Source organism: Legionella erythra (assembly GCF_001467615.1).
Taxonomy (GTDB): Bacteria; Pseudomonadota; Gammaproteobacteria; order Legionellales; family Legionellaceae; genus Legionella_C; species Legionella_C erythra.
In genome coordinates this window covers 120,524-147,382 of the sequence record NZ_LNYA01000018.1, presented here as the reverse complement: position 1 = coordinate 147,382, position 26,859 = coordinate 120,524, and the positions used below count along the sequence as shown (strand labels likewise).

The window sequence follows — 26,859 nt, the reverse complement described above, 5'->3', positions numbered from 1 at the left end:
TCTGGATAGCTGCTTTCCCATTGTTTATCTGGATTGTCTGGTGGTCAAGGTAAAGACGGATAAAGGCATTACTAATAAAGCGGTGTATTTGGCACTGGGCGTAAATACCGGAGGGCAAAAAGAGTTACTTGGCATGTGGATTAGCCAAAATGAGGGCGCAAAATTCTGGCTTAATGTGCTGACTGATTTAAAAAACAGAGGTCTGGATGAGATATTTATTGCCTGTGTTGACGGCTTGACTGGTTTCCCGGAAGCCATCGAAACGGTCTACCCTTACGCCAAAGTTCAGCTTTGTATTGTCCATAAAATCCGCCAATCCCTGTCTTATGTGAGCTGGAAAGACCGCAAAATACTTGCCGCTGATTTAAAAAGCATCTACAGTGCAAATACGCTCATTGAGGCTGAAATGGCACTGGATGCTTTCTCTGCCAAATGGGATGACCAGTATCCGTCTATCAGCATCTCCTGGCGCAGGGATTGGGAACGGGTCATTCCTTTGTTTGATTATCCGGCGGATATTCGACGGGCGATTTATACCACCAATGCGATTGAGTCATTGAATATGACCTTACGGAAAGTAATAAAAAACAAACGCATGTTTCCTTCTGATGAAGCCGTTTTTAAATTGCTCTATTTGGCAATTGAACGAATTTCTCAAAAGTGGACCATGCCGATTCATAACTGGAAACCAGCTATGAATCGCTTCATAATCGAATTCGGCGATAGAGTTACCACATAACAGGACGGCTAGTTACACAGAATTCCGGACAGACTCGATTACTTGACAACGTCATACCAGTCAACCAAGATGGAGCGACCAAGATTGATCAACTAAAAGATGTATGTATTTGATGTATTTATGGTAAGTATTCATAAGATCAGACCATCCTAATGCATCACACTGCTAATACTCCTATCGTTAAAAGAGGTTTTTGTCCAAATCAGGAAACCATATACTTTTGATCACTTTCATCCTCAAGAAGACTGGAAGGAGAATCGACATTCAGTTTACCACATCGCTGGTCAGTGGATGCACCAGGATGCCTAAAAAATGCTCCTGCTGCAACTGGATTAGATGCGATTCGTCCAAACTCACTGAAAGAATGGGTGCGTTGCAACATATAACCACTAACTTCATTTTTCTTAGTTAATGTTGGCTCTTCTTTAATCCCAGGCGTAACAAGACAAATCAAGCCTTGGCTATCTTTAAACGATCGGCAACCCATACTAAGCAGAAATAATAATTCTTGCATTGTTGCAGTTGGCTCTATCCCACCATTGTACATTGAATCATTTTTATGAAGGCTCTCATTAGTCGAACCGTCATACTTACGTATCTCGGAAAGAAGGCATTCGATATACTTAAATAAGTCTCCAGACAAGATTGCTTTTTCCATTGTAGGGAACTGAGGCTCAACCATTTGAATTTGATAATCTAGCATCAGTAAAGAAATAAGCCAGGCACGATTAAGTTGTGGAGACCATTTGTCATCGTCACAATTAAGAAAAGCACCCTCTCCAGGATTTTGATTGACTTTTGCCATTACGCTGCGGGAAGTACCAATCCATGCAATTGCTTTTTTACCAGACTCTTTTGCCAAAGTAGAAAAAAGGCTAATTTTCATTATTTCATATTTAAATTCTTCTGCAATAAATTGTGTCTCAGATTCATTCATGAGGTGCATACGATAAACTTGCATTCTTTCATTTTTACCCCACCCAGGAGATTCATAGAGAATACGACCAAACAATAAGCTTCCAAGTTCGCTATGGAAATTATACTCACCCTTCATAATTAGATTAACAATATCTTTTTTATCCTGTTTAAAGATGCTTGCAAACTGGTTGGATGGGTATTTTTTAATCAAATCTTCGAAATATGGTAGCTTACCTTCCAAGACTGCCCAATGCTTCATGTAGGCTTGGGATGCTTCTGTAAAATAAGAAAGGAAAGTAGATGTGGCCGTATAAAACCCCCCCTTCCTTAATTTAAAATGAGGGTCCTCGGTTAATTCCTCCTTGGAGCTGTGCACTTTAGAATCGTCCTTCTTGAGATCAGGTACGATCCAGTCGGGAACCTTTTCAAAAACTGCTTTACCATGATTAAAAATATGCTCAAAATCATAATATTTCCTTTTTTCCACATGCAAATATACTTCAAGTATAAGCTCAGCTTTTTTTTGTGCCTCTGGCAATAGATTTTCTAGTTGCTTAGTATATTTGCTGAGCGTTTTATTTAATTCGTCAATTTCGCTTTTCTCTTTATAAAATTTCGCCATTAATTCAAGTTTATAATGCAATTTATTTGCAAATTCAAGTGGCGTCATGGATACAGAGTTGGTAATTAATGATTGAATACTTGATAGTACTTTTTTAATAAATTTCAAGTCGTTTTCAAGAGACTCTATTGAGCTATTTTCTAACCATTTTACTAAAATTTTATAATTAGACATAATTATTTCCAGCAATTCATATGACAGTCTACTCGTGTACAATAAGCACATCGGCGAGAATTAATTATGGGCTTGAAAGACCAATAAAAAAACAAATTTTTCTCATATTTGCCATTTTTAACATTTAATTTACGAAATTGACGGTAGCCATAAAGCAGCGCACCCTCGCTTATAGTAATGTCACAAAATAACTTATGTCTGAGGTAGAACTTTCTCACAACTGATACTGGAGGAATCTCTATCAAAGGTTAGGATTTAGCGATGGTTAAATATTGTCAGCTCCAAAACAAACCGGAGCAGGCAAGGCGGCTCCAGAAGAAGAAATGAGCAATACTGTTGGAGGGAATTGGAGTATATTTCATGGCTGCGTCAGAGTCCCATTGAGTGGTTACCGACATTCAATTTTAGCTTTATCCAAGCCCTTGCGCTTTCAAATCAGGTAGCACCCAGGGCTAGGACTCTTTATTTTTCCAATAATCGTCCCTATGTAGATGAGTCTTTTTTTGCCCATCGGTTACGTACCTTTCTTACCATCGTACATTTCTTCCTTACGCTCCTATAAAATCAAAAGTAGCAATGCTAATACAACGTTCCTCTCATCCTTGTCGGCAGCCCTGATTGGCAAAGGTAGCCATAATTCACCACCACATACTGACCAAGTTGACACATTTCCTTATAAAAAATAGTCACGCGTCTTATTTAACGGCATTCTTAGCCTGTCATTTTTTATCAATCCCAACTTAATGGTAATAAAGAGAGCATTTTAATTGATATTCAATCAATCCATTTCTATTATTACAAATGACAACCTCAAACTACTTAGTCTGTTGGCTATTATTGGAGATGTTTACAAATGCAAACTAAATTTGAATCGATGCAGGCAAAACCTTCATTATCTTCAATGCAAATTGCCAAGCTCGTACTATCCAGTTATAACGGGAAACTACCTTTGAAGATTCCTTATTCCAAGAATCTAGCGACTGAGGAGGACAGTCTCGCTTACTGGCTTAATTATAAGTCCTTTTTAAAATACAAAATAGAACAGCTTGCATGCAAATACAAAATGACTGGTGAAGATAATTTCCCAGAAGGCCTAAAATTTGAAGTTAAAAAATTTTTAGATGAATACATTGAATTAAAACAGAAAAAGAAACAACTTCCAAAGTTGGTTCTTGAAGATTTTGCAATAACAAACTACATCGAGCTAAGAAGCAAAAAAGAAAAAATACGATCTATTACAGTGACCCCGGAATTAACAAGAGCGTTATTAGCGGGGCTAAACCGCATAAGGAAAGCAATTGGAATCCCTATTCCTCTTGAGGAAATAACAACAAAGGATTACGCTCCTCGAGGAACAGTTTATAAGTTAGCAAAAAAAATGAGGGAACTTAAACCAGGACAAAGAAAACAGTTTGTGTATTACCATGGCAACAATAATCACGCAATTGCATTCGATGTTGAAAATAGAGGCGGCAATCTAAATATATTCTGTTTCGATTCATCCAAGGATGAGAGCCAGCTTGAAGCAATCGATTTGCTAATCGAAAATCTGGAAAAAAACAAGGTAAAATTTGAAATAAAATCATGTCAGGCAGGCATTCAAAAAGACGAAATGAATTGCTCGGTATTTAGCATTCTTGCTTTAAAAGAATTGGCTAAGTATGACCATGTATTCGACTTTATACCCGAAAAATATGAGGAGGATGAAAGCCTAAAAAAGAAAACGAAAGCAAGTGTAAGTGTGGGCTTTTCAGACAGAGAGGCCACACTTCGCAACATGGGGAAAGTTGGCTGGATTAAGGTCAAGGATATGCCTACACGAATGATTTCGATGGGCCAGTCGTACGATGAAATGAAGAAGAATTTAGAAGAATCAAAACAGTTCGATCTCGATGCTGGAAAATTTTGTCAAGCGCATAAAGATTACCTGCAAATAGAAAAAGCATCTGACAATGAAAAAAAACTTGTAATCAGAAAAAGAAGATTAATTGATGAGCGCTCTAAAACAGTATTAGAAGCCGATGAAAAAAGGCTATTTGAAAAACATTTAGAAAGCATACCTGGCCTCTCTTTTATCAAGGAAAATAGAGACTTAAATCTGAATGAAATATTGCAAGATAAGAAGATGGTCAATGAAAAATTAGAACTTATCGAACGTATTTTTTTGGCAATATTTGATATTTATAAGATAGGAGACAACTTTAATTCACAGAGTAATCCTTTACCGAGTCACGTTCTGAGAGCAATTCTAAACTTGAGAAATGAGTTTTTGACTCTAGTTTGCACTTCGGATGAAGACATTAAATCGAAATACCTATTTACTTTTGATAAACGACCCATTTTGTCATTTCCACTTGATTCTAAGCTAAGTCAATCTCAATTTGAACGTGGTAATATACCTAGCGCTATGAGTATTTTATTGAGTAATCTGAGCAACAAAGGCGAAAGAAGAAAATTCTTTAGAAAATTTTCTACACCAGATTTAAGATTAGGCCCTGTCGCTTTTGGCAATCCAATTCAGGAGTCTGTAGTTCGTAAGCAGTTAGAAGAAATATCTGATAAATTTGGATATGATAAAAGCGCAAAAGACGATGCGTTTGAGCAAGCTGAGTTTATGCTGAAAAAACTATCGGGATACCATAGCAGGGATGTGTTTTATAATCTGATAAGATACAATGATAAGACTCCAATATTAATTCGTAAAGAGGCAGAATTACAGCTTAGTTCAAATTCAAATAATCGAAATGTAATACAGAATCTTGCAGCAGATAAATATCTCCCCGCCTATGTCTATACGGATGAGGGAAATCTATACTATCTTGATCAGTGGGATAATCGGGATTTAATATCAAAGATAACCATTACCCAATCCCAGCAAAAAAAAATTCTAGAGCTATTCGGGGATGAGATTTTTAGTGATGGGAATCGAGAGGAGGCAAGATATATTGAAGGCAATCAGGCCATAAAGTTATTAAATCATAACTCTTACATGGTAGAGGGCTCTAGAAAGGAAACGCTGAAAACCTTAGCGTTTATGCTAAATATTGAACTTGACTATCTGGGCATTATGTATGAAAAAGATAAAGGAAAAGCAATTGCTAGCTTTGACATTTATTTTTATCAGCTTTTTAAAAGGATGCCAAGCAAAACTTTTGAAGAGACAGTATTGAGTCAATTGAATGATACACAAAAGAAACTATTTTTTACACTGATTAGGCATCGCGAAGATCTGATGGAAGGACGGCATGATTTACAGTCAAATTCTCAAACTAGAAAGCCGGGGCTGGGTAAACCCTCTTTCATAGAAACGTTTCTAACTTTTTTTTCAATATCAAGTAAAGATTCAAATGAGGGTCCTGCTACACACAATAGTCTCAAGGGGGGGATGAAAATAGCGTTGTAGCTTATTATGAAAAAGTTCAATCCGACTCGGGGTCCAGTTCGAAATCATTTATGAATTTTTCTATGTCTACATTTTCCAATCAATGGGTAGTGTATAATAGATCTAACCTTATAGGGGTTAATCTAAATAAATCTGACTGGAAAATAAATTTATCTATTCATCAGAATGACATAATCAAAGCATTGCCTATTATTGCAAAAATTGCTTTAGATCATAATCTAGGCTCATTCAAAGTCATGTACAAAAAATACGCTGATGAATGTCAAAATAAAAAAACCATGAAAGGACGAGAATTTGTCTTTTTTAACTGTGCAAATCCTGATTTTGATGGGCAAAAATTTATTGAAATCTTATCTAAAATAGAAAATGCTCTTAAAGAGGCAAAAATAAGGAATTCCACTGATACCCCACCTCGTTCAAATAGAAAACTGGGCTATTATTCGAGCTATACGCATGATGCATGGACAAATGATGCCAGGGGTGGAATAAGTGCTGATATACCTTTTGAAGAGGCAGTAGAGGAAACAGGGCTTATAGATGACGATCCTTTTATTGGCTATGGTTACGATGACTTAAGTAAATCGATTAAAAGTATACAGAGTAATTCGCCTAAATTATAAATTGAATTCATTTTAAGTCTATTCAAGATGCTGGCCGAATAAAAAATTACCATAATCAAGTTTGAACCACCACCCAGTTCAAATTTTTTCAAGTCATTTATTGTAATTTTTCATTAATTTTTTCTAGCAAAGCTTTTTTATCCCATTCTGATAGATAATTATCACCCAAGTAATTGAAGCGATTAATTTTTTCATGGGAAACATCCTTTAGTCTAATGATTCAATGGTTTCTGCCCTGATAAAGGGCGAGGCTTTGATGGTTTGTTTCGGTACCGGTGGTGGCGGCAATACTGAATCATTCATGTCCGGGTTTTCATACCAGACCGCCTGCCGCGCCTTGATGGGTGAAGAACCTGAGCGCAGAATAAGGTTCACGTGCGCCGGCATTTTCATTAGTTCATCGGGGCGCATTAAGGGAATAGCCTGATAGCTCACCGTTTTGCTGTCACTGATGCCATGATGCTGATCGGATACCGAGCGCGACATCACCCGTTTGGTGCGGGTGCCCAACATTTTGCTGATGAATTCCGCATCCTGAATGTCTTCGGTGGCAAAAGCGATTTTGGTTTTGATGTTGGTAAAGGCGCGTGCCTCGTCATGGCTGTATTTTTCAAAGGTCTGGGCGATGTATTGAAACATCAGCACGCAGCGCACGCGGTATTCGCGAAGGAGTTTTAAGGAGCGGCGAAGCCGTTCAATGCGGCCTAACGATGAAAACTCATCAATCAGGCAGAGCAAGGGATACGGTTCTTCTTTGGGATTAGGAATTTCACGAATCATCGCTGAAATCAATTGTTGCCAAAACAGAGTTAATAAAGGCGCTAGCCGCTCCATGTCGTCATCGCTAAAGCCGACATAGATGGTCATTTTCTTGCGCCGTAAATCACGAAAATCAAAATTGCTGGTACTGGTGGCGGCATCGATGCGCGGGTCGTCAAACAACTCAAAGTAACCAGAAAACGTTTCTAAAATCGAGCTGCGGGTTTTGTCATGGTTGTTGATGTAGGAATAACCGTTGCGATAAAACTCCGGGTCAAAGTGGTCGGTGGTATCGAGCTGCTCCTGCAGCCAGGCATCAAAGTTCTGCTGTTTTACTAAGCGGTTGATTTCGCCTAAGGTCACCGGGCGGTCGTTGGCATCCAAAAGATAGAGCACCAGCGTTTTAAACAATTTGCGGCTGGCCTGTGTCCAGATGGGGTCTTTGCTGTTATCCGGCATTAAAATATGACCAATGCGCTGAATGTCGGTCATGCGCTTCATTTTGTCGCTGGAGATGGCTGACAGAGGATTGAAGCGATGGGTGCGGCCTTCGGGGTGTGCCGGTGCAAAGCAATAACAGGCATGCCCCAGCACGCTTTTCCGAAAGCCGGCGGTGGTTTCATAAAGAGTGAGTTTCACGTCATTGCACACCACCGAATAGGGGTAATGCAACAAGTTAGGAATGGCAATGCTTCGGGTCTTCCCACTACCAGACGGCGCAAACACCAGCACGTGCTCAAAGCCGTTGGCATACAGCGGCGCATCCCATTTTTTGCCGATGACAATGCTTTCTGCTTCCCGATTAAAAAAACCGGCTTTTTTAATCTCAAAGCCGTTGGCAAAGTGGGCATTACCGAGCGCTTTACTGGCCGGTCTGAACCGCTCAAAAGCCATAGCTGCGAACGCCAGCAAAAACAAGCCTATCGAGGCGGCCATGCTCCATTGAAAATGCAATAATGCTGCTTCCTCGCTGTGAATGAATAACCATAATTCGCTGTAACTGCGAAAGGACACGTCTTCATACCAGGCAAACAACGCAAGACCCGCCACCACCATGGCCACAACGGCGACCCACACCCCACCGGCTAAGCCACTTAAGTAAAGGCAAAAGCCAGTCTGGCGAAAGCCGACAATAATAACCAGCGGTACGCCAACTAACAGGAAGGCTATGAGCAATTCCATGCCAAACCCATGCTGCCAGAGCGTAATCCCGCTTAACGGTGTTGGCCATTGCGGCAAGCCGGTTAAGCGCAAGGCAGTGAGATTAATGAGTTCTAAAACCAAGACAAAAACGCTTAACCCTTTCATGAGGTTCAATGGTCTTCTCCCGAATACGTGTCTGCGTCTTTAAAATAAACCCAAGTTGCCATGCGTCCCTGCGGAGTGCGTTGCACCTGCACGATGATATCAATGATTTCATGCAGTTCGCGGAGAATGTCGTCATCGCGCATGGAGGGCACGTTATTGAACTTGTAAAGCTGAGTCATGCGCATAAAAGCCACACGCGGGTTACTGGCATGAATGCTGGTAATTGACCCCGCATGCCCGGTGGCGCAGGCGCTTAAAAAATCCAAAATTTCCCGACCACGAATTTCACCCATGATGAGGCGATCAGGACGAAGGCGCAGCGAGCACTGCACCAACTCCTGCATGGTGAAGCCCTTTTTTCCTTCGCGGCGCTTTGGTGCTAACAGGCTTACTTGATTGCGATGCGGCGTAACCACCTCGTAGGTGTCTTCCAGGGTAATGATGCGCTCATGCAAAGGAATGTGGTTGCAGCAGGCATCTAAAAACGTGGTTTTACCGGAGGAGGTTTCCCCGGCGATGACGATGTTTTTCTTTTGAAGCACTGCCTCGGCAATAAACTCATCCCAGCGCTTTTGGTGATACAAAGACAGTAAGACTTTATCGTTCGCACTCTGTAAACTCGCTCGGTCGCAATCTAAATAAAAGGGTTTCGCTTGCTGATAAAAGCCGCTCGCGGCATAGTCAGTTAAGGTGCGTGCGACAATCGACTGGCGGCGAATGGATAAGGTGTAATGTTTCGCTGCCGGAGGAATGACTAATTGCACGCGTGAGCCATCGGGTAAATTGCCTGAGAGCATGGGCGAGGCGTCATTTAAAACCTGCTGGTTCTCATTGGCGAGCAGGGTGAACAAATGCTTTAAATGACGCTGTGTGAGTATTGGCAGTGGATGAGGCGTCATTTCGCCGTGCGCCTCGATAAACACCTCACCGGGTTGATTAATGAGAATCTCAGACACCGCCGGATTATCAAGCCAGGGTTTTAAGGGAGCCAGTAAACCCTCAGAGCCTGGGGCAAAGTGCAGGGCTTCCTTAGGCGTCATGACTGGCTCCGACCCGGTAAAAATCCAAATCATGGGCGACAAACACTTGAATCTGCGCACCTTGATTAATCTGTAAAGTGGGGCGAATCATCATGTCGTTTTGCAGCGTTTGCCCGGAGGCTTGTTGCAGGCTGCCGGCAATGGCCATGCGGTATTGCGATTGCGAGTTGTATTGGTCTTGGCCATTGACGCCGCTGGTAGCAGTGTAGGCACCTAAAACGGATAGCATCGCACTGGTGCCAAAGCGTTCAAAGAAATGGCGATTGATGTAATCGGCTTCCTGTCCGGCACGGCCAATGCTGTCAGTGCCCGGACTGTTTAAAGTGACAATCACGCCATTGGCTAACTGCACGCGATTCCAGACCACTAAAATGCGGCTTTGACCGTCTGCCACACTGGCATTAAATTGCCCGACTAAGGTCGACCCGCGGGGAATTAAACGGTTTTCGCCTTCCAGTGAATAGACATCGCGGCTGGTAATGGCACGCACCATGCCCGGCAATTCGGAATGAATGGCGGTTTCTAAGGTCGCTGGAATCATTTCACCGGCTGGTACGGTGAAGCGCGGATGCGGCAGCTTTTTCGCCGTGGCGGTGGTGATGTCGTTTTGTTGATTCACAAACTGCGCGTTGTTGCTGTTGCCGGTTAATAAACCCCCTTGCGCGGGGTTGTTGGCCGCAGGGGAACTGGTACTGCTGCCTTCCTCCTCATTAAAAAAGGTGGTCGGTGCATTCATGCGCGCCACTAAGTCTTTGCTTAACGGCGTTTTGCTGCGAAGCATCGGTGGATTCTCAGCCTCTTGTTCCTGCGCATTGGTCTTTTGCTGCAAGGAGGCTTTCATGCGCTCAAGCAGCGCTAAGTTCTGTGACAGGGTTAACTCCTTGCCGTTGTTGGGGGTTTCTTCGGCCGTTTGCAGTTCTTTCTCCGCACCCGGGGTCAACCACATCACCAGCACGATGAAGACCATGCCGGCCAGCAGATAGAGGTTATTGCGAGTTAAATACCGGCGATTGCTTTTTTTAGGAGTCACTTGCGACACATTTCCTACGGGGTTGTCTTGATTCTCACTCATGCTTATCTCCGACCTTGTTTGATTTTGGCAATTTCAAGCGTATTAAATACCGAGGCGACTAAGCCGCCGTGACGCAAGGTAAATTGCGGGGCTAGGCGATGCACCACCAGCACATTGCCCTGACGGCGGGTGTTAACCATGGCCTCTTTACCGTCCTTGCCATCAACCGCAAAAATCGCCGGCACCGCTTGATTGGCACGCAAATCAAAATAGGTAAAGCGACCATCGTCATAGACATGGAGTGGAACGATTTGCGGGTTACCGCTGAACCGGTAATGGGTGTTGTAGGTTTTTTTAGGCGGGTTCTTCACCGCTTTGGCTTTCGCCGCTGCCTGTAAAAGAGCAACGCGTTTGGCTTGTTCTTCCTCAGGATAAGTAAACACCACCGCATAGGTTTTTTGCTGGGCGGGTACATTAAGTTTTGGCTGGCTTACCGCCTGAAAATAATAAGTGTGCTTATTGGTCACCACCGTGAGGTTGGTGTTACTGTTTAATACGGTGGGTTTTAAAAACAGCATGTGGCTTAAGCGGCGGTGATGGGTGACCATCCAGCCGGCTGTATCGCCACCCTCAATGTCTAAGATCACCTCCTTTTCACCAAAGACGATGTGGGTGGTGGTAAAGGTGGCGGCCTCAATTTTCACCACGTCATGCTCACTAAAGGGCACGTGTTTCACGCGTGCGTCTTCACGGTAGCCGGTGGGGATTTGTTGCGCATGTAAGCCAGCACTCATAAGCATCAATAAGAGGATAAAACGTTTCATGCCTGCTTCTCCGTCACCTGAATTTGTTTGCTGTAGCGAATCACCTGGAAGCCATCCCAGTTTTTCCAGCGCACCTCGGGGTTACTGGACGGTTTTAAGTACTGCCAGGCAATGAGCACGTTGTAATGACTCACCTCGGCATGCCCACTTTGCTTGTCGGTGTCGGTGACGGTAAAGGCTACTTCCGCGACATTGTTGTGGTCTTGGTGGATGTCGCGGCCATTGCTTAACAGGTTGTCTAAGAAATGAATGCTCGCGATTTTCACGTTGCGTGAGACATTGACGTTTAAGCGATTAATCGGGGCGTCTTTATTGGATTTGGCCTGCTCTTTTAAGTACTCATTATTAACGGCCGTATTGGAGAGCACGCTAACTAAATCAAATTGGCTCCTGTAGGTGCTGACATCAAAGCTTTCGCGATTGGTGATGTAGCGCACCAAATCACTTTCGACCTGAGCGCGATTAATCGGGGCGTTACTTTGCGTTAAGGGCTCAACCGTGGTTAAGCCGTTCTCGTAATGGTGCACCATCAGTGGGATTAAAGTCTGGCAATTGGCCAAGACCATTACCGCTACGATAGACAAAAAATTTAAGCCCATGCTTGCTAAAAATGCCGTCTGGTAACGTTGGCGTGACACCGTGATGCGGGCAAAGTTATCATCCGCCCAGCGTTTCGCTTCTTTAAAATAAGAGGGATAATGGTTCTGACTCATTTCACTGCTCCTTTGAAGGGGGTAGGCGGGTTGTGGGGTGTGCCTCTAAGCGTCTGCACATTGGTGCGGGCGCTGTCAGGGGTTAAGGCTTGACCTAAAAGCCTTGCCTTCTGGCTTAACTGATGGGTGAAGCGGCCGGAGCCTAAAAAGCCACCGATGAAGCCACCAACCATGGCCGAACCATTGGCCGTAGAGCAGGCGCTCCCGATGCTTTTGGCAATGGCGGTGACTTCCAGAATAGCCATGACGCAAAAGCCTGCGACCATCGCTAAGGGAATCCAATCCACCGCGGTGACGTTCGCTCCATGCGTTTCATAATGCCCGCCTATCGCCCAATGGATTAAATGCAAGGCAAAGCCCACCACAGTCGAGACAAAAATCAACACGAAAGAAAAACCAGCCAGCGTGCCTAACCAGCGGTCAAAAAAGCCGCGCGTTTTATCAAACAGGGTAAAAGGGATAAACAGCGGCGCAGTACACAGGCAAATGGACAGCATCAATTTGGCAATGACGATTTCAAACAGGGCAAAGCCCACCACCGCAAAGCCTGAGAGGTAAATGAGGGTGGCAGTAAAAATTGGCCCCCAGTGTTTAAACGAGGCCTTATCCCAAGTCCAGGCGCCGACGCGAACCACTTCGATGAACACCGATTGCAGGCCGTGATTGACGCTGCTACCGCCGCTTATCGCTGGCAATTTAGTCGGGGCGGCATTCATGATGAGCGCGCCAATTTCACCAGCGCTGTTGATAAAAAGTGTGACTACGTAGGCAGAAAAAACACCCCAATTCATTGCCAGCATGTAAACCAACCCGATGCGGATTAAGTTTTTCTGGAATTCTTCCATGGGGTTTTTGATGAGGCCGCGCAAAATACCAAAGCCCATCAAGATAATCAGCAGGATGCAAAGGCTGCCAATGGGTTTGGCGAGTGCTTGAGCCAGCGCTTGATAGCCTTTAAAGACAAAGTCTTTCGTCAGCACATCGATGTGATTGGTCAGTTTTAAAATGACAGTAGAATAAGTGGGCGTGTCCATGCGCTACCCTTCCACGCTGTTAAAAAACACGTTTTGGTAATCGATGGCAATGTCTGCAAAGAGGCTGGGATCGGTGAGTTGCGCAAGAGTGAGTCCTTTTAAATTGGGTATGAGTCGTGTGGCTTTCAGCATTTCGGCAAAGAAGGCCTCGCAGGATAAAGCGTGCTGGTCGTTACTGCCCATGCAGCTTAAGTAAAAACCGCCACCGGGTGCGCTAAACACCTGCAGTGCCTTTTCTGCGGCACGCGAGGCGGTGAGTAAGGACTCGATTTGCTGATGCTTAGGCAGTTGCTTAAGCGGGTTGTCGTGGCAGGCGGTAAGTAAGGTAACGCCGGCAAACAGGGTCATTATCATGGCTATTTTTTTCATGAGGGTTTCCTTTAATTAATCGGGGTTTGTGGACAGAAACGACCGTAATCCGGGCACGGGGTGGTTAAATCCGGCGGCCTACTGCAACTGCACAGCATTAAAAAACTTAAAAAAAGGGGTATAAAACGCATGAGACACTCCTTGTTGGTTATTCATCCGGTAAGGCGTTAAAACGAACGCTGTCATTTTCGGTGGCTAGCGTGGTGCTGCTTTCCTGGGCCACTTGCTGGCTCATTAAGGTTTGAAGCTTTAGGTTCTCGGTTTGGATGTAGGCGATTTCTGCCAGCAGGCGCGAATTTAAATCAATCGCCGCTTTGGTGTTGGCGGCTTTATCGATGTGATTGGATAAGTCATGGATGGCTTTTAAATGGCGATTGACTTCGTTAAAGGCATAGGTCGCCTGCACACTGACCGCTTGATTGACCGCAACATTGTTTTTGTATTCTTTAAGGCGTGTGAGTGAGGCGCCTTTGCGGTAGGTGGCATCGTCTAAAATCACATGATTACGCTGATAGGCTTTAACCAACTCCTGATAACGGGCGGGGTTACCACCGGCAATGTTGTGAAGCGCATCATCCCAGGTATTGGGTGACCATTGGCGGGCATTTAAATCGGCATGGCTGTTGGCAAGTCCGCCAAAGCCATAGTGACCGCTGTTAAAATTTTTAAGTTGTTGCATGTTTTCTAACTGCGATTGCGCCGTGCTGTAGGTTTGGCTTAACAACTGGTATTGGCTTCGGAGTTGCTCCAGTTGCTCAATGGCTTTAGTAAGCATCGCGGCATCCGCGACACTTAAAATATCGGCATGCAAGGGCAGCGAGGTGAGGCTTAATAACAGCACTACATCACGGATTTTCATGACCAACTCCTTTCTAAAAAGACCGGCAGCCACTGTTCAGGTTGACTTCCCACCTCCGTAACAATGGCATCGAATAAGGCGACACTTTGCTGGTTGCCGGAAAACACGCGAATTTCCTCCGCTAAATCGCTTAAATCCAGTTTGCACAGCAGCGATTCATGCCCCTGCTTATAAAGAAACAGACGGGATTCCGGGGTTAAGCCTTTGATGGTGTCGTATTCGGTGGGTGTTAATTGCAAATGGTTTAAGTAGGTGTCGGCATGGGCGGCTTGGTTGGGAAAGTAAACGGTGGTGGCTAAGTTGGTTAAAATGACGCTGGCAATGCTTGACTGCACCACGGATTCCGGCGTTTGCGTCATGAAAATGAAATGACCGTTTTTCTTACGAATAGTGGCAAGCCAGCTTTTTAAGTGCTTTAACCAAAACGGGGAATTAAGCACCTGCCAGGCTTCATCGATGATGAACGAGGTTAAACGCCCATCAAGGCACTGGCGCATGCGGTGTAAGAGATACAGATAAACCGGGGTTGAAATGAGCGGTGAGACTTCATCCATCAAATAAGTGATATCAAAACCAACCTTATCAAAGTCAAAATTAAGTGCGTCTTCTTCATGGTCAAAGAGCCAGGCAAACTCGCCATCACCCATCGTGCCCTGGCCTTTTAACCAACGGCGCAATTCCGGCCAGCGGGCAAAGTCCATCGGCAGCAGTTTACTGACATTCGACAAAGTGCGGTAACGCGATTGTAAGTGCTCAAAGGCGTAATCGATGCACTCGTTAATGGTTTCAGTGAGCGTGCTCGGTAAGTCGTCTTCGTTGGGTTGTCGAATCAGTTGTGCAAACCATTCTTTGATGAAGCTGCGGTTAGCCTTGGTATCCGGTAATTGCAGTGGGTTCATGCGCAGTGTTTTGGCATGGGCGGGGGAAATGATGGTGTAGGCACTTTTTTCACTGCTTAACACGTAAATTTTAGAGGCCTGGTCGCGGTCTAAGAAGAAACTGCGATGCCCGTAACGCTCCATTTGCGCGTCCATGAAGGCAACTAAGGTATTTTTACCGGCGTTGGTGGCACCAAAAATGGCGGTGTGGCCTTTGGCCGGGTTGGTGGCTGATGACTGGCTGTGGTAGTTAAAATACACCGGCGTTTTAGACGGGGTTTCTAACAGGGTCACCGCACTGCCTAAGTGGTTGCCGTCGCGAAAGCCGGTTTTAAAATTATGCAGCGAACAAAAACCAACAAAATTGCTCGAAGTAATCAGGGATGCTCGCGCGATAAACGCATGGTTGGTGGGGATTTGCGCCCAAAACGCCGGCTCAAGCCCTAAGCGTTCGCGTACCAAGGTCATGTCGGCCTGGGCGTAGAGGGTTTCTGTTTCGCGAATGAGATTGTCTAATGTGGCGGTGTCATTGGCCAATAGCATCAAAGTATTGTGGTGATAACCTAGACGGGCGTTGTCGCTGGCTAAATCATCCTCCAGCGTTTCTAAGGCTTGAATTTGGCTGATGCCTAAATCGTTGGCGTTAATGAGCTTGCCGCGCTTTTTATTGATGGCTTTGAGTGCCGCATCGCGGGGAATGGGGGCAAAGCTATGGGTGGCAATGAATTCGGCATCCAATTGCAACAGGGGGTCGAGCAGCAGCGAATGGGTATGCTTGCCGTATTTTTTAACGGAAAGCATGGCGCCAAAGCGCTTGTCGTTATCGGCATTGCCTTGAAACTGGATGGCATGACCAAAGAACAATTGCTTGCGGCTTAAGTACTGGCCGATATGGCCTTCGGGATAAAGTGTTTCGCTCACCCAGGTATCGGGTAAACTGGGACTTATCGGTGGACAAAACGTGGGGTAGCTTAAAACCGGGGCTTCCCCGCCATTGACCCATAGGCCTAAAAAAGCCATGAGTTCGCTATAGCCTAATCGCTCATCCTGCTCGCCTAAGCGATGCACGCCAAAGGCCGACAAAGCAGTTTTAAGGTTATCTATCTGCTGGTTGAGCAAGGCCATTTGCGCATCGCGGTGTGCCATGTTGTTGTGCAAGTGACGTGAGGCGTTTAATTTTTCAAACCAATGAAGCGAGCGCGCCGTTTGGCTTGAGTCATCCCCTTTAAGCACTAAAGTTAGGTAAATGGCGTTACGGTAAAGCTTCTTGCCGGTAAAGCGGGCGTGGTATTTGTCATTCACCCGCCAGGCGAAACGCGATTGAAAGTTGCCACCTAAATGAAGGCTTTCTTTTTTGCGGTGCACGGTGACATACACCATGAAACGCTCATCAATGGTTAATAGCGCCTGATGCAGGCGCTCATTCATCTGATTAAGAAAGTCGGGATTTTCCGTCACAAAAGGAATGCCAGCGATTTGCAGTGTTGCCCCTAACAAACCATGATGCGATTCAAACACCGTGGGTGAGTTGAAGTGAGTAACCGGAAACACGCGCGATATCGGGGTTTCGTGGCGTAGTTGTTTTAAGGTGTTAGAAAGGCTCATAGGCGCGCACTCCCCAGAGTTGATGATTGGGCAAGGCTGGCAGGTGCATGAGGCGCTTAAACACCAGCGTAAAAAAATGAGGGTCTTGGCGGCAGACTAGCCAACCGAACACATGAACGGGTAAGAAGACCAGTCCATACAGGGGATTTAAGGCAATAAAGGCACACATGGACATCATCAGGTTTAACAAGTGGTATTCTAAGGTGACGCCGGCAGTCATTGCCGGGCGTGTTAATGCGCCAAAGAGGAGGTGTTGTTGAATGGCTTGCATGGTTTATCCTGCCAACTGGCCGTAGATAAACGAACCGCCAAAGATAATGCCAAGACCGACTAAGATCATGACAAAGCGCTCTTTGGGAAATTTTTGCTTTTCAAGGCACAGATACCCGCAACCAATAATGACGATGATCCCAATCAATTTGGCTACCGATCCCTGTAAAAGGCGAATGCCACCATTGAGAACGCTTTCAAGGCTCGCGGCAAAGGTGGTGGTTGGGGCTAAACACATCGCCCACAGCAGTCTCTGGTGCAGGCGATTCATCATTTTGCGCAGTGTAGTCATGGTCAATGTCCTTATTTTCCAAGGGTTATTTCAAGCGGGGCTGTGTGTTGGAGGCCATTTTGCGCAGGAAAATTTCCTTGCGATCCACATCAATGTCATCCGGGGCTAAGATGCCGAGAGCGACAATGCCACGGCGGCCATAGAGCACTTTGATTTGAATTTTGCCTTTATCAATCATGATTTGTTCGCCACATTTACGGGTCAGGACTAGCATGGGTATTTCTCCTTGTGAGGTTAGTGTTTCAAGAGTGCGTAGAGGTCTTGAATGTGTTTTAAGGCGATTTTGGTATCGATGCGTTGCTGCAATTCCGCCTTGGCTGAGCAGAAGTTATTGCGTCTAACGCTTGATTTGCAGCGCTCAATGAATTGCGGCAAAGTCGGGGGGAAATTACTGTTTTCGCGAAAGTAAAACAGCGCCTCCTTAAGCGTGGTGTTGTTAAACCGGGTAAGCCCCTCGGACCACTCTTTTTTGGCCAAATGAAGCAGCGATTCGCTTTTGTAGCTGCTCCACCACACATGGCCGTAAATGGCGCCTAAGCGGGTAAAGAGTGTATCCATGCGTTTGTCATAGTGCTGAGGTTCCTTTTCGCAGGTAGACAACGTTGGTGGCTGTGCAGGTGGTGGGGTGACTGTCGGTGTCAAAGTCGAAACTGACGTTGTCGAATTGATGCCAAAAGCTTTGGCCTTGAGTTTTGGATCGAGTAAATCTTTGATGGGTTTCATGGTGTGACTCCTTTCGGTTGATTGCGGGTAATGTTTCATTCCAGCCCTGTTGGTTAAGCCAGTTGGCCGGGTACTTCCATGCAGGAACCCACTGGCCATTAGCGGTGAGTTCATTGCGGTGATTGATTTGTGCCTCTAAGGCATGAAGGATTTTCTGGCAAAGGGCTTCATCGGGGTTTAAACGCTGAAAGGCGTCCCAGGCCTTCTCACGATTTTGTTGCTGTGGATAAAGCGACCAGAATTGCTCGAATTGGGATAATAAAAAAAATAATAAATAATCTTTATTAGGAGGTATGACGGCTTTTGCCGTTTTGCCTGTGTCGGCTTTCGTCTTTTCATTCGCTGAAAACCCAGTGCTGGTGCCGTTTTTAGAGTTATCCACAGTGACGGCTAACTGTGACGGGTTTGTGACGGCTTTATTTTGGACGGACTGATGCCTTGTCGCTAAAACGCATTTTAAAATCAATTGATGGTCTTCGGATTGAACCTCAATCAACCCAGCACGCTCCAAGCCTGCAATCGCACGCCGCGCTTGAGCGCGTGAAAAGGACGTGGCTTTGATACCCGGGTGCGGTTCAATGTAGAGTTGTTCGGTCAGTGATTGATAGCTTATGCCTCGCTTTTCGCCAACAATGCCCGTTTTAAAATCCATATAAGGCCTAATTCCTCTTAGGTAGACCAACTGCTGGATATGCGGCAATCCGTACAGTCGATCCAGCTCGTTGTTGTTGATGGTGAATTCCATTCCTAACGATCCTATTGATTCGTTTTCCTGTTATTTCTGTGTTATGTTTATTAGACATAACCACCAATTTACACTAAAAGAGTAAATTGGTTTTAATATATCACTATTAGAGTAAACATCAAGACATATCTTGAGATGATTTGCACATTTTTAACTTTGAATCCGAGGGACGATGAGTATCAAAGAACAAATAGGTCAACGCATACAGGCCGCACGCTTGGAAAAAGGGCTTACACGTAAAGCGTTGGCTGAATTAACCAATGATTTAAAACAATCAAGAATTAACAATTGGGAACGGGGGGATAGAACGCCCGGGCCAGAAGAAATCAAGCAACTGGCAAAGGCATTGGAAGTTTCTGCGGCTTATTTGATGTGCTTAACGGATGAGAAACAGCCTAAAAAAATACCCGGATTGGGCGCCTTGATCCCTATTTTAGATTACCAACAGGCTTGTGATCCGGTAGCCGCTATCGAGGCTATAAAAAGTGAGAGCAATCAGGATAAGGTGAGTTTCATACCCGTAGCGGCAGATTTAGCTCAAAAGCTTGGGGAGAATGCTTTTGCGTTGAAAATTAAAGATGACAGCATGAATCCTGAGTTGCGTATTAATGATTTGTTATTAGTATCACTGAATGTAAATCCATCCCCAGGTAATTTTGTGGTTGCCCTAATTAACGGCGCAGAAGCAGTCATTGTTAGACGCTATAAACAATTATCGGTAAATAAAAATTTTCAGTCGTTTGAATTAAAAGCAGAAAATGATAATTGGGGGAATATCACATTAGAAAAAAGTGATGGTGAAATTATTGGAATCGTTCAATTTTCTATTAGAAGTTTTCTATAGCATCGGAAGGTAATCTATACTCAGCAAAGAGGATTCTTTGGCTAATAAAATGGACTTTAAATTGTTTACGATACTTTGTTGTCTAATTTCCGCAAATAGCTTCTCTAAAAATACGCCCTGCTCAGGGAAAAAGGGAGGAATATCGCATTGCCTCAACAATTATTTTGTCTGTAATGACGGCACTATCAGCCAGTCAAAGCGGAAATGTCCTGAATTTTTAAAGTCACACAATAAAAATACAGAGAACTCGAATGAGCAAGATAGCACAGATCCAGATAATTAAAGGATGGCTATTGATTGCCCTCAGTTTATCCTCTCTTTCTTGCAACGCTGCGACAAAAACAATGACGGGATTGGTCATCAAGATTGCAGACGGCGATACGCTTACCATTCTGACGAAAAACCATAAGCAAATCAAAATCCGCCTGACAGAAATTGATGCGCCTGAGAAAAGTCAGCCTTTTGGTAATCAATCAAAGCAGAGTCTTGCTAAATTATGTTTTAATAAAATGGCTATTGTCACAACCCAAAAGCGCGATCGGTACAATCGAGTCCTTGGCCGCGTTTCTTGTAATGGCATTGATGCCAATTCAGAACAGGTTAAACTTGGCATGGCTTGGGTTTATAACAAATACGTCACCGATAAATCACTCTACGGATTACAGAAATACGCGCAATCTAAAAAAATAGGCTTATGGAGTGACAGCAAACCAATCCCTCCATGGATAAAAAGGCATCGCTGATGGGTAATACTTTTTGGGCACAAATTGGGTACATTTTTCAGAAAAATGGGCACTTTTTGGGATCATTTGGAGGCTATGAGAGAGGATGAAAGACAGCCGACAAACCCTTATTAAACCCTTACTGCATAAGGGTTTTTGATGTTCTTCGGTGGTCTTTAGTGGGATAGTGTATTGGTGGAGGCGGCGGGAATCGAACCCGCGTCCGCAAATCCTCTGCCGTCGGTTCTACATGCTTAGCCTTGTCTATTGATTTAACTGCTTCCCCTCCGACAGGCAGGATGGTGGGCAGCGATTCCCTGAATTTCGCATCCTGATGCGGGATAAACCAGGACACTAGCTTGTCTTCTATGACCGTTGATTCGATACCGGCAAGCAAGCTCGGTCAACGGGACGCTGGTTTTATGGCAGCGCGCAAGGTAACACTATCGAAGCGGATTAGGCAGCGATAGCACCACCAGCAAAGTTTTCATCGTTTGCATTTATGTTTAGTGAGCCTTATTTACGAGAGATCTCATTCTCGGCATGCACTTCAGGTTTCGCAACCCACGTCGAAGCCAGGTCGCCCCCATTTGTACACTTACATTATAACATAAGATCAAAGCGGGATGCCCCGCTTCGATAAAAATTTTATCTAGGAACGAATGCCGTTGTGCAACAACAGGGCATCAATTTTGGCATCGCGGCCGCGGAAGCGGTGAAAGGCTTCACGCGCCTTTTTCGAGCCGCCGACTTCGAGGATATCATGCAGGAACTTACGTCCCGTGCTCTCATTAAAAATACCCTCTTCCTCAAACCGTGAATAGGCATCGCTGGACAAGACTTCCGCCCATTTGTAACTGTAATACCCCGCCGCATACCCACCGGCAAAAATATGGGAAAAGCTATGCTGGAACCGATTGTAAGGCGCAATCGGCAAGACCGTGGTCTGATCCCGTACATCGGCTAAAATGGCAGATACCCAACCCGGCTCATGCCCCTGGTATTCCTGATGAATACGAAAATCAAACAGCGAGAACTCAAGCTGCCGCATCATGCCCATGGCGGATTGAAAATTTTTTGCGGCCAACAACTTATCGTAGAGGCTGTCCGGCAAGGTTTCGTTGGTGTCGACGTGGCGCGTCAGTAATTTAAGCGCCTCCTTTTCCCAACACCAGTTTTCAAAAAACTGGCTCGGCAATTCCACCGCATCCCACTCCACCGCATTAATGCCCGAAGCGCCAAGGTAATCCACCCGGGTCAACAAATGATGCAGGCAGTGGCCGAGCTCATGAAACAGGGTTAATACTTCATCATGCGATAAAGTCGCCATTTTGTTGCCTGCCGCTTTGGCAAAATTGCAGGTCAAAGTCGCAATCGGCAACTGAATCTCGCCATTGGCTAAACGCCGCCGCCCTTGCAGCGAATCCATCCAGGCGCCGCCACGCTTTTGCTGGCGGGCATACAGATCCACATAGACATAACCACGGGCCAGATCATGCTCATCGATAACACGGTAGCACTTCACATCCTCATGCCAGACATCGACATGGGTCACAGCTTCCATGCGCATGCCATAAAGGCGGTGGACAATGGAAAACAGCCCGGTCATGACCGTGTCTTCTGGAAAATAGGGCCGCAAATCTTCCTGCGATAAATCATAGCGGGCTTTTCGCATTTTTTCAGACACATAAGCGATGTCCCAGGGCTTAAGCACCGTCATGCCATATTCTTCTTCAGCAAAGGCCTTGAGCGCCGCAAACTCTTCTTTCGCCTGATGACGGGCGCGTTGCGATAAATCCAGCAGAAAATCCACCACCTGTTCGGTCGATTCCGCCATTTTAGTCGCGAGCGACAATTCCGCATAATTGGCAAAGCCTAACAGCCTTGCCTTTTCATGACGCAGCGCCAATATTTCGTCAATGATGGCCGTGTTGTCGAATTGGCCGGCATGGGGGCCCTCATCCGAGGCACGGGTTACATAAGCATGATAAAAAGTCTCACGCAGGCCGCGATCTTCCGCGTAGGTCACCACCGCCAGATAACAGGGGAATTCAAGATTGAGCATCCAACCCGTCATCTGCTTTTCTTCAGCCAGCGCTTTGGCTGTCAGCAGCGCATGCTCCGGCAATCCCTTGAGTAGTTTTTCATCGGTAATATGCAGATTGAACGCCTGACCTGCGTCAAGTACGTTATTGTCAAACTGGTTGGATAATTCGGACAAGCGCGTTTGAATGGTTTCAAACCGCTGCTTTTTCTCCCTGGACAAAGCCACGCCTGACAATTCAAAATCCCTGAGCGTGTCATCTAAAATTTTTTGCTGCGCTTCATCGAGTTTGCTTTGATCAATGGCGCGAATGGCTTCGTACAGCCGCTGGTTCTGACCGATCGCGGAATCATAGGCCGACAGTTTGGGCAAACAGGCCTGATAGCAATCACGTAATGATTTGGAATTAACCACCGCATGCAGATGGCCCAACGGCGCCCATAACTGCTCAAGGGTATCGTCCATTTCTTCAAGCGGGTGCATAAGGTTGTCCCAGCTGAATGAAGTCTGGTTCAATAAATGTTCAATCTGGTCTAGGTGGCGTTGCAATAGCTCATCAAGCTGCGCTGGAAAGGTCGCGAGTTTAATCGCACTGAATTGGGGTAATTGTGGGGTTGCCATGGCCTGCTCTCTGTCAGCAAATAAAGCAAAGCATAGCATTGAAAGGCGGTTAGCTCCATGGCAAGCAGTGATTTCAGCTGGTGACCATTACATCAATCGGTGGCAGCGGATTCTCGTTACTCTCTGCGGCTTCCGAGGGCTTCTCAGGCATCTCCGAAGCAAACAGCCCTAAACGGGTTAAGGTTGCGGTATGGGATATGTCCAGTTGGGCTATTTTATCGGCAGGCCGTTGTTTCTCGAGGGCCGAAAAAGCCAAGTAACCGGCGATGGTAATAGTTACCAGCAATGCGCCGGCAATCAGCGGCACAAATGGGCCGAAGGATGCTAAAAACGGCACCGTTAATACCATGGCCAAAAACAGTACCGTCGTGTTGGCGACGCTCAAAAGGAGCCGTTTCCTTTCAAACACAATGCGATCATCCAAATGCGCCAGGTACCGGCGTGCCTCATCAGCCTCCGCCGGGCTGTCTTGTTGCTCAAGCGCTTCGATGCACTGCATGTGTTCGTTACGCAGCTTCTCAAGACGGCCAATCTCGATGTGTGCCCGGATGGCTGCGAGCAGGATATCATAGGCAAACAACACCGTGGTCATGTAGGCACCCACTGGCGCGAGCGGCCCCACCAGTACAAAGCAATTCAGCAAGCCGGCAATCAGTCAGACCGAATCATTGCCCAGTTCAAACCAGCGGCGCTGGAAATGCAATTGCAGCCGGGTTGCGGCACCCAGTGCCCGCTCCTCCTTACTCATCCAGCGTTCACCTGGATAAAAATGCTTGCCCATCACCAGCATGTTAGCCGCTAACCGGGGGATAAAAAACAGCCAGGATAAATAACTGAGGGCTGGATTAACAAATTTGGTCACGGGCTTAATGTCTTCCGCCCTTTTAAATACTTGAACGATGGCATCAATAAAGCGTTTGGAGCGCACCACAAAAAGCCGCAACCAATTGGAACTTGCCGTCATGGTTCGCACTTTCTGGGTAAACGTATCGGGTTCAACCGCTGAGTCATCTGGATTGGAAAACTGATATCCGCGAGCCTTTAACAATTTTTGATAGACACGTTGATCTTTTCGCAAGCGTTCGACTTCACGTGGAACATTGAGGTAATAACGGTAAAGGTGCGCAAGCAGCTCCGACATCATTAAGGCACTCGCGACCTGTTCCGTTATTTCCTCAATATTGGGATTTTCTCTTAGCAAATCAGAAGACAATTGGGCGCACAATACACTGTATTCAATATTGAGCACTAAATGCTTCTTCAATAGAGGGCGAAAAAAATCGGTCTGCTGTTGACTTAAAAATTCATTGAATTGCCAGGTGGATTCACCATCCGGCCTGGGTAATGCCGGCATGGATTTCATCATGGCTTTGAGACGATACATGAGTGCGGTCATAAACTACCTTGTTCGATATCGTTGGTTACAAAATTGTCCATTGCGTGAAATTTTTGCAAAAATTTGCACATTGTAATACATAATCATCAATTAAAAAACACTTTCTTGCTTCACTAACTGCCTTGTCCGGGGCAAAATTCAGGCCAATAAACAAAAAGGCCAGATTAAACTGCTTTTTTACCTCTTTAAAGCCGGTCACGGGTCATTTTTAGGCAACAGCATGCTGAAAGCAACTTGCTGATTAACCGCTTCTGAGCGACAATACGCCCACTTCTTTCAGCGATTAAAGAGAGCGCATGAGTTTTTCAAATGAACTAGCCAATGCCATTCGTTTCTTAAGTATCGACGCCGTAGAACAGGCACAATCCGGACACCCGGGCATGCCGCTTGGCATGGCTGATATCGCCTATGTCCTCTGGCATAAATTTCTGAAGCATAACCCGCAAAATCCGCACTGGTTCGATAGGGATCGCTTCGTTCTCTCCAACGGCCACGGCTCCATGCTGCTTTATTCGCTGCTGCATTTAACCGGTTACAAACTCAGCATCGACGAATTGAAAAATTTTCGTCAACTGCATTCAAAAACCCCCGGACATCCGGAACGGGAAGACACCCCGGGCGTGGAAACAACGACGGGTCCACTGGGACAGGGGCTCGCCAATGCCGTAGGCATGGCCATAGCGGAAAAAGCCCTGGCAGCGCAATTTAATCGTCCCGGGCATGAATTGGTCAATCACTATACCTACGCCTTTGCCGGCGATGGCTGCCTGATGGAGGGCATTTCGCATGAAGCCTGTTCGTTGGCTGGCACCTTAGGCCTTGGCAAACTCATCGTTTTTTATGATGACAATGGTATCTCCATCGATGGCAAGGTAGACAACTGGTTTCGCGATGACACAGCCCTGCGCTTTAAGGCCTATCATTGGCAAGTCATCGGCCCTATCGACGGCCATGACGAAGCCGCGATTGAACAGGCCATTATTGAGGCGCGCGCTGAAACGGCCAAACCCAGCCTGATTATCTGTAAAACCATCATTGGTTATGGTTCGCCTGTCGCTGGCAGTGAAAAATCACATGGCGCCCCCTTGGGCGCTGCCGGTATTGTGCAGGCCCGCAACACCTTTCATTGGCCGCACCCGCCTTTCGTCATTCCCAATACCATTTATGCGGCCTGGGATCACAGCGAAAAAGGCCAGCGCGAGGAAGATGACTGGATAGCCCGCTGCCAGAGCTATCAGCAACAGCATCAAGCGGATTATTTTGAATTTCTGCGCCGCATCAACGGCGATTTGCCTGATCAATGGCCATCCGTCAGCCGGGCCTTCATTGAACAATGCCGCCTTAACGACAAGGCGCTGGCTACGCGCAAAAGCTCCCAGCTTTGCCTGGAAGAGTTCAGCAAGATTCTGCCGGAATTGTTAGGCGGATCTGCGGATTTAACAGGCTCTAACAATACCGACTGCTCCAGTAGCCGAGCCATCACCTCGGAGAATTTTAACGGCAATTACCTCTATTATGGGGTCAGGGAATTCGGCATGGCCGCCATCATGAATGGCCTGGCGCTACACGGCGGCTTTATTCCTTATGGCGGTACCTTTTTAGTCTTTGCCGACTATGCCCGCAATGCGCTTCGCTTAAGTGCCTTGATAAAACAGCGGGTCATCTATGTATTTACCCATGACTCCATTGGTTTAGGCGAAGATGGCCCGACGCATCAACCCATCGAACAGGCCTCCATGCTTCGCAACACACCGAACATGCAAGTCTGGCGCCCGGCGGACTTGATGGAAACAGCCGTCGCCTGGCAACAGGCCATTGAACACCATACCGGCCCATCCGCCTTACTGCTGTCACGCCAGAATCTGCCGGCATTAAATCACCCAGTTGATGCAAACGACCGCATTGCCCGGGGCGGGTATATTCTGATGGATTGCCCGGGCGAGCCCCAAGCTATAATTATAGCGACCGGTTCCGAAGTCCAATTAGCTGTGGCCGCTGCCACCCAGGCGAACAGCCAGGGGTATCGCGTCAGAGTCGTATCCATGCCCTGCTGCGAGCGCTTTCTTACCCAAGAGGCTGCCTATAAAGAACAGGTACTGCCCAAGGCTGTCCGTAAACGCATCGCCATTGAAGCCGCCGCGCCCGCCGACTGGTACCGTTTTACAGGTCTGGACGGGGCGGTTATCGGCCTTGACCGGTTTGGCGTTTCAGCTCCAGCTGCGCAGGCATTCACGTACTTGGGTATTACCGTTGAGCACTTGTCAAACACGCTCAATACCCTGTTAGAAACAGGCTCCTGAGGAGTCACGAGTATTTTGGAGAAGT

Annotated in this window: 24 protein-coding genes and 1 other RNA gene; 6 read left to right on the top strand and 19 right to left on the bottom strand. The window is 46.0% G+C overall.

Annotated features, from left to right (window positions below; genetic code table 11):
• Positions 1 to 739: IS256 family transposase (locus Lery_RS15510; protein WP_193392299.1), on the top strand; the 739-nt coding region annotated here is incomplete at its 5' end.
• Positions 740 to 941: 202 nt separating this feature from the next.
• Here Lery_RS15510 and Lery_RS04325 read toward each other — a convergent pair.
• Positions 942 to 2,453: a hypothetical protein gene (locus Lery_RS04325; RefSeq protein ID WP_058526029.1), complete on the bottom strand. Its 1,512-nt coding sequence runs from the start codon at positions 2,451 to 2,453 to the stop codon at positions 942 to 944.
• Between the two features lie 853 nt (positions 2,454 to 3,306).
• On the opposite strand from Lery_RS04325, the gene Lery_RS04320 reads away from it, so the two are divergent.
• Positions 3,307 to 5,856 carry a YopJ family acetyltransferase gene (locus Lery_RS04320; RefSeq protein ID WP_058526028.1) on the top strand — a complete coding sequence of 850 codons (2,550 nt, stop codon included), beginning with the start codon at positions 3,307 to 3,309 and terminating at the stop codon, positions 5,854 to 5,856.
• A gap of 62 nt (positions 5,857 to 5,918) precedes the next feature.
• On the top strand, positions 5,919 to 6,476 hold the full coding sequence (locus Lery_RS04315) for a hypothetical protein (protein WP_058526027.1): 558 nt from the start codon (positions 5,919 to 5,921) through the stop codon (positions 6,474 to 6,476).
• Positions 6,477 to 6,683: 207 nt separating this feature from the next.
• Here Lery_RS04315 and Lery_RS04310 read toward each other — a convergent pair whose 3' ends face one another.
• The 14 genes from Lery_RS04310 to Lery_RS04245 all read right to left on the bottom strand — a co-directional run bounded on the left by Lery_RS04310 (position 6,684) and on the right by Lery_RS04245 (position 18,907).
• A complete protein-coding gene (locus Lery_RS04310) occupies positions 6,684 to 8,543 on the bottom strand; it encodes a type IV secretory system conjugative DNA transfer family protein (protein WP_058526026.1) in 1,860 nt (619 codons plus the stop codon).
• 5 nt (positions 8,544 to 8,548) lie between these two features.
• On the bottom strand, positions 8,549 to 9,583 hold the full coding sequence (gene virB11 / locus Lery_RS04305) for a P-type DNA transfer ATPase VirB11 (protein WP_058526025.1): 1,035 nt from the start codon (positions 9,581 to 9,583) through the stop codon (positions 8,549 to 8,551).
• The gene (locus Lery_RS04300) at positions 9,573 to 10,655 is read right to left on the bottom strand and encodes a TraB/TrbI/VirB10 family type IV secretion system protein (protein ID WP_058526024.1); all 1,083 of its coding nucleotides are present in this window, start codon (positions 10,653 to 10,655) and stop codon (positions 9,573 to 9,575) included. Before Lery_RS04300 ends, virB11 begins: the two co-directional genes overlap by 11 nt.
• Before the next feature lie 2 nt (positions 10,656 to 10,657).
• The gene (virB9, locus tag Lery_RS04295; RefSeq protein WP_058526023.1) at positions 10,658 to 11,419 is read right to left on the bottom strand and encodes a P-type conjugative transfer protein VirB9; all 762 of its coding nucleotides are present in this window, start codon (positions 11,417 to 11,419) and stop codon (positions 10,658 to 10,660) included.
• Positions 11,416 to 12,132, bottom strand: a complete 717-nt coding sequence (locus Lery_RS04290; RefSeq protein ID WP_058526022.1) for a VirB8 family type IV secretion system protein — start codon at positions 12,130 to 12,132, stop codon at positions 11,416 to 11,418. Before Lery_RS04290 ends, virB9 begins: the two co-directional genes overlap by 4 nt.
• Positions 12,129 to 13,166 (bottom strand): TrbL/VirB6 family protein, encoded by a 1,038-nt coding sequence (locus Lery_RS04285; protein WP_058526021.1) that lies wholly within the window; start codon positions 13,164 to 13,166, stop codon positions 12,129 to 12,131. The genes Lery_RS04290 and Lery_RS04285 overlap by 4 nt, the downstream gene beginning before the upstream one ends.
• A 3-nt stretch (positions 13,167 to 13,169) precedes the next feature.
• Positions 13,170 to 13,535 (bottom strand): hypothetical protein, encoded by a 366-nt coding sequence (locus Lery_RS04280; RefSeq protein ID WP_058526020.1) that lies wholly within the window; start codon positions 13,533 to 13,535, stop codon positions 13,170 to 13,172.
• Positions 13,536 to 13,683: 148 nt separating this feature from the next.
• Complete coding sequence (locus Lery_RS04275) at positions 13,684 to 14,394, bottom strand: type IV secretion system protein (RefSeq protein WP_058526019.1); 711 nt, start codon at positions 14,392 to 14,394, stop codon at positions 13,684 to 13,686.
• Positions 14,391 to 16,877 carry a VirB4 family type IV secretion/conjugal transfer ATPase gene (locus tag Lery_RS04270; protein ID WP_058526018.1) on the bottom strand — a complete coding sequence of 829 codons (2,487 nt, stop codon included), beginning with the start codon at positions 16,875 to 16,877 and terminating at the stop codon, positions 14,391 to 14,393. Before Lery_RS04270 ends, Lery_RS04275 begins: the two co-directional genes overlap by 4 nt.
• Positions 16,864 to 17,148: a VirB3 family type IV secretion system protein gene (locus tag Lery_RS04265; RefSeq protein WP_058526017.1), complete on the bottom strand. Its 285-nt coding sequence runs from the start codon at positions 17,146 to 17,148 to the stop codon at positions 16,864 to 16,866. Before Lery_RS04265 ends, Lery_RS04270 begins: the two co-directional genes overlap by 14 nt.
• A 3-nt stretch (positions 17,149 to 17,151) precedes the next feature.
• Positions 17,152 to 17,439: a TrbC/VirB2 family protein gene (locus Lery_RS04260; RefSeq protein WP_058526016.1), complete on the bottom strand. Its 288-nt coding sequence runs from the start codon at positions 17,437 to 17,439 to the stop codon at positions 17,152 to 17,154.
• A 25-nt stretch (positions 17,440 to 17,464) separates the two neighbouring features.
• Complete coding sequence (locus Lery_RS04255; protein WP_058526015.1) at positions 17,465 to 17,653, bottom strand: carbon storage regulator; 189 nt, start codon at positions 17,651 to 17,653, stop codon at positions 17,465 to 17,467.
• A 20-nt stretch (positions 17,654 to 17,673) separates the two neighbouring features.
• The gene (locus tag Lery_RS04250) at positions 17,674 to 17,997 is read right to left on the bottom strand and encodes a hypothetical protein (RefSeq protein ID WP_058526014.1); all 324 of its coding nucleotides are present in this window, start codon (positions 17,995 to 17,997) and stop codon (positions 17,674 to 17,676) included.
• 7 nt (positions 17,998 to 18,004) lie between these two features.
• Entirely contained in the window at positions 18,005 to 18,907 is a 903-nt protein-coding gene (locus Lery_RS04245) for a hypothetical protein (RefSeq protein ID WP_058526013.1), read from the bottom strand.
• Between the two features lie 172 nt (positions 18,908 to 19,079).
• On the opposite strand from Lery_RS04245, the gene Lery_RS04240 reads away from it, so the two are divergent.
• Positions 19,080 to 19,751, top strand: a complete 672-nt coding sequence (locus Lery_RS04240) for a LexA family protein (RefSeq protein ID WP_058526012.1) — start codon at positions 19,080 to 19,082, stop codon at positions 19,749 to 19,751.
• 251 nt (positions 19,752 to 20,002) lie between these two features.
• Positions 20,003 to 20,494, top strand: coding sequence for a thermonuclease family protein (locus Lery_RS04235; RefSeq protein WP_131751025.1), 492 nt, complete (start codon positions 20,003 to 20,005; stop codon positions 20,492 to 20,494).
• 172 nt (positions 20,495 to 20,666) lie between these two features.
• Here Lery_RS04235 and ssrA read toward each other — a convergent pair.
• The 4 genes from ssrA to Lery_RS04220 all read right to left on the bottom strand — a co-directional run bounded on the left by ssrA (position 20,667) and on the right by Lery_RS04220 (position 24,534).
• Positions 20,667 to 21,061, bottom strand: a transfer-messenger RNA (tmRNA) gene (ssrA, locus tag Lery_RS14820).
• Positions 21,062 to 21,125: 64 nt separating this feature from the next.
• The gene (locus tag Lery_RS04230; RefSeq protein WP_058526052.1) at positions 21,126 to 23,138 is read right to left on the bottom strand and encodes a M3 family metallopeptidase; all 2,013 of its coding nucleotides are present in this window, start codon (positions 23,136 to 23,138) and stop codon (positions 21,126 to 21,128) included.
• 73 nt (positions 23,139 to 23,211) lie between these two features.
• Positions 23,212 to 23,781, bottom strand: a complete 570-nt coding sequence (locus Lery_RS04225) for a hypothetical protein (protein WP_058526011.1) — start codon at positions 23,779 to 23,781, stop codon at positions 23,212 to 23,214.
• A gap of 12 nt (positions 23,782 to 23,793) precedes the next feature.
• Positions 23,794 to 24,534 carry a hypothetical protein gene (locus Lery_RS04220; RefSeq protein ID WP_058526010.1) on the bottom strand — a complete coding sequence of 247 codons (741 nt, stop codon included), beginning with the start codon at positions 24,532 to 24,534 and terminating at the stop codon, positions 23,794 to 23,796.
• Positions 24,535 to 24,830: 296 nt separating this feature from the next.
• On the opposite strand from Lery_RS04220, the gene tkt reads away from it, so the two are divergent.
• Positions 24,831 to 26,834, top strand: coding sequence for a transketolase (gene tkt / locus Lery_RS04215; protein WP_058526009.1), 2,004 nt, complete (start codon positions 24,831 to 24,833; stop codon positions 26,832 to 26,834).
• Positions 26,835 to 26,859 lie beyond the last annotated feature (25 nt).

Bases quoted from the DNA above. Each gene is read 5' to 3' on its own strand.
- Lery_RS04290 (WP_058526022.1), bottom strand. From the start codon at position 12,132: ATGAGTCAGAACCATTATCCCTCTTATTTTAAAGAAGCGAAACGCTGG.
- Lery_RS04285 (WP_058526021.1), bottom strand. From the start codon at position 13,166: ATGGACACGCCCACTTATTCTACTGTCATTTTAAAACTGACCAATCAC.
- Lery_RS04220 (WP_058526010.1), bottom strand. From the start codon at position 24,534: ATGACCGCACTCATGTATCGTCTCAAAGCCATGATGAAATCCATGCCG.
- virB9 (WP_058526023.1), bottom strand. From the start codon at position 11,419: ATGAAACGTTTTATCCTCTTATTGATGCTTATGAGTGCTGGCTTACAT.
- Lery_RS04300 (WP_058526024.1), bottom strand. From the start codon at position 10,655: ATGAGTGAGAATCAAGACAACCCCGTAGGAAATGTGTCGCAAGTGACT.
- Lery_RS04255 (WP_058526015.1), bottom strand. From the start codon at position 17,653: ATGCTAGTCCTGACCCGTAAATGTGGCGAACAAATCATGATTGATAAA.
- Lery_RS04320 (WP_058526028.1), top strand. From the start codon at position 3,307: ATGCAAACTAAATTTGAATCGATGCAGGCAAAACCTTCATTATCTTCA.
- Lery_RS04235 (WP_131751025.1), top strand. From the start codon at position 20,003: ATGAGCAAGATAGCACAGATCCAGATAATTAAAGGATGGCTATTGATT.
- Lery_RS04325 (WP_058526029.1), bottom strand. From the start codon at position 2,453: ATGTCTAATTATAAAATTTTAGTAAAATGGTTAGAAAATAGCTCAATA.
- Lery_RS04270 (WP_058526018.1), bottom strand. From the start codon at position 16,877: ATGAGCCTTTCTAACACCTTAAAACAACTACGCCACGAAACCCCGATA.
- Lery_RS04250 (WP_058526014.1), bottom strand. From the start codon at position 17,997: ATGGATACACTCTTTACCCGCTTAGGCGCCATTTACGGCCATGTGTGG.
- Lery_RS04260 (WP_058526016.1), bottom strand. From the start codon at position 17,439: ATGACTACACTGCGCAAAATGATGAATCGCCTGCACCAGAGACTGCTG.
- Lery_RS04265 (WP_058526017.1), bottom strand. From the start codon at position 17,148: ATGCAAGCCATTCAACAACACCTCCTCTTTGGCGCATTAACACGCCCG.
- Lery_RS04280 (WP_058526020.1), bottom strand. From the start codon at position 13,535: ATGAAAAAAATAGCCATGATAATGACCCTGTTTGCCGGCGTTACCTTA.
- tkt (WP_058526009.1), top strand. From the start codon at position 24,831: ATGAGTTTTTCAAATGAACTAGCCAATGCCATTCGTTTCTTAAGTATC.
- Lery_RS04230 (WP_058526052.1), bottom strand. From the start codon at position 23,138: ATGGCAACCCCACAATTACCCCAATTCAGTGCGATTAAACTCGCGACC.
- Lery_RS04245 (WP_058526013.1), bottom strand. From the start codon at position 18,907: ATGGAATTCACCATCAACAACAACGAGCTGGATCGACTGTACGGATTG.
- Lery_RS04275 (WP_058526019.1), bottom strand. From the start codon at position 14,394: ATGAAAATCCGTGATGTAGTGCTGTTATTAAGCCTCACCTCGCTGCCC.
- virB11 (WP_058526025.1), bottom strand. From the start codon at position 9,583: ATGACGCCTAAGGAAGCCCTGCACTTTGCCCCAGGCTCTGAGGGTTTA.
- Lery_RS04310 (WP_058526026.1), bottom strand. From the start codon at position 8,543: ATGAAAGGGTTAAGCGTTTTTGTCTTGGTTTTAGAACTCATTAATCTC.
- Lery_RS04240 (WP_058526012.1), top strand. From the start codon at position 19,080: ATGAGTATCAAAGAACAAATAGGTCAACGCATACAGGCCGCACGCTTG.
- Lery_RS04315 (WP_058526027.1), top strand. From the start codon at position 5,919: ATGTCTACATTTTCCAATCAATGGGTAGTGTATAATAGATCTAACCTT.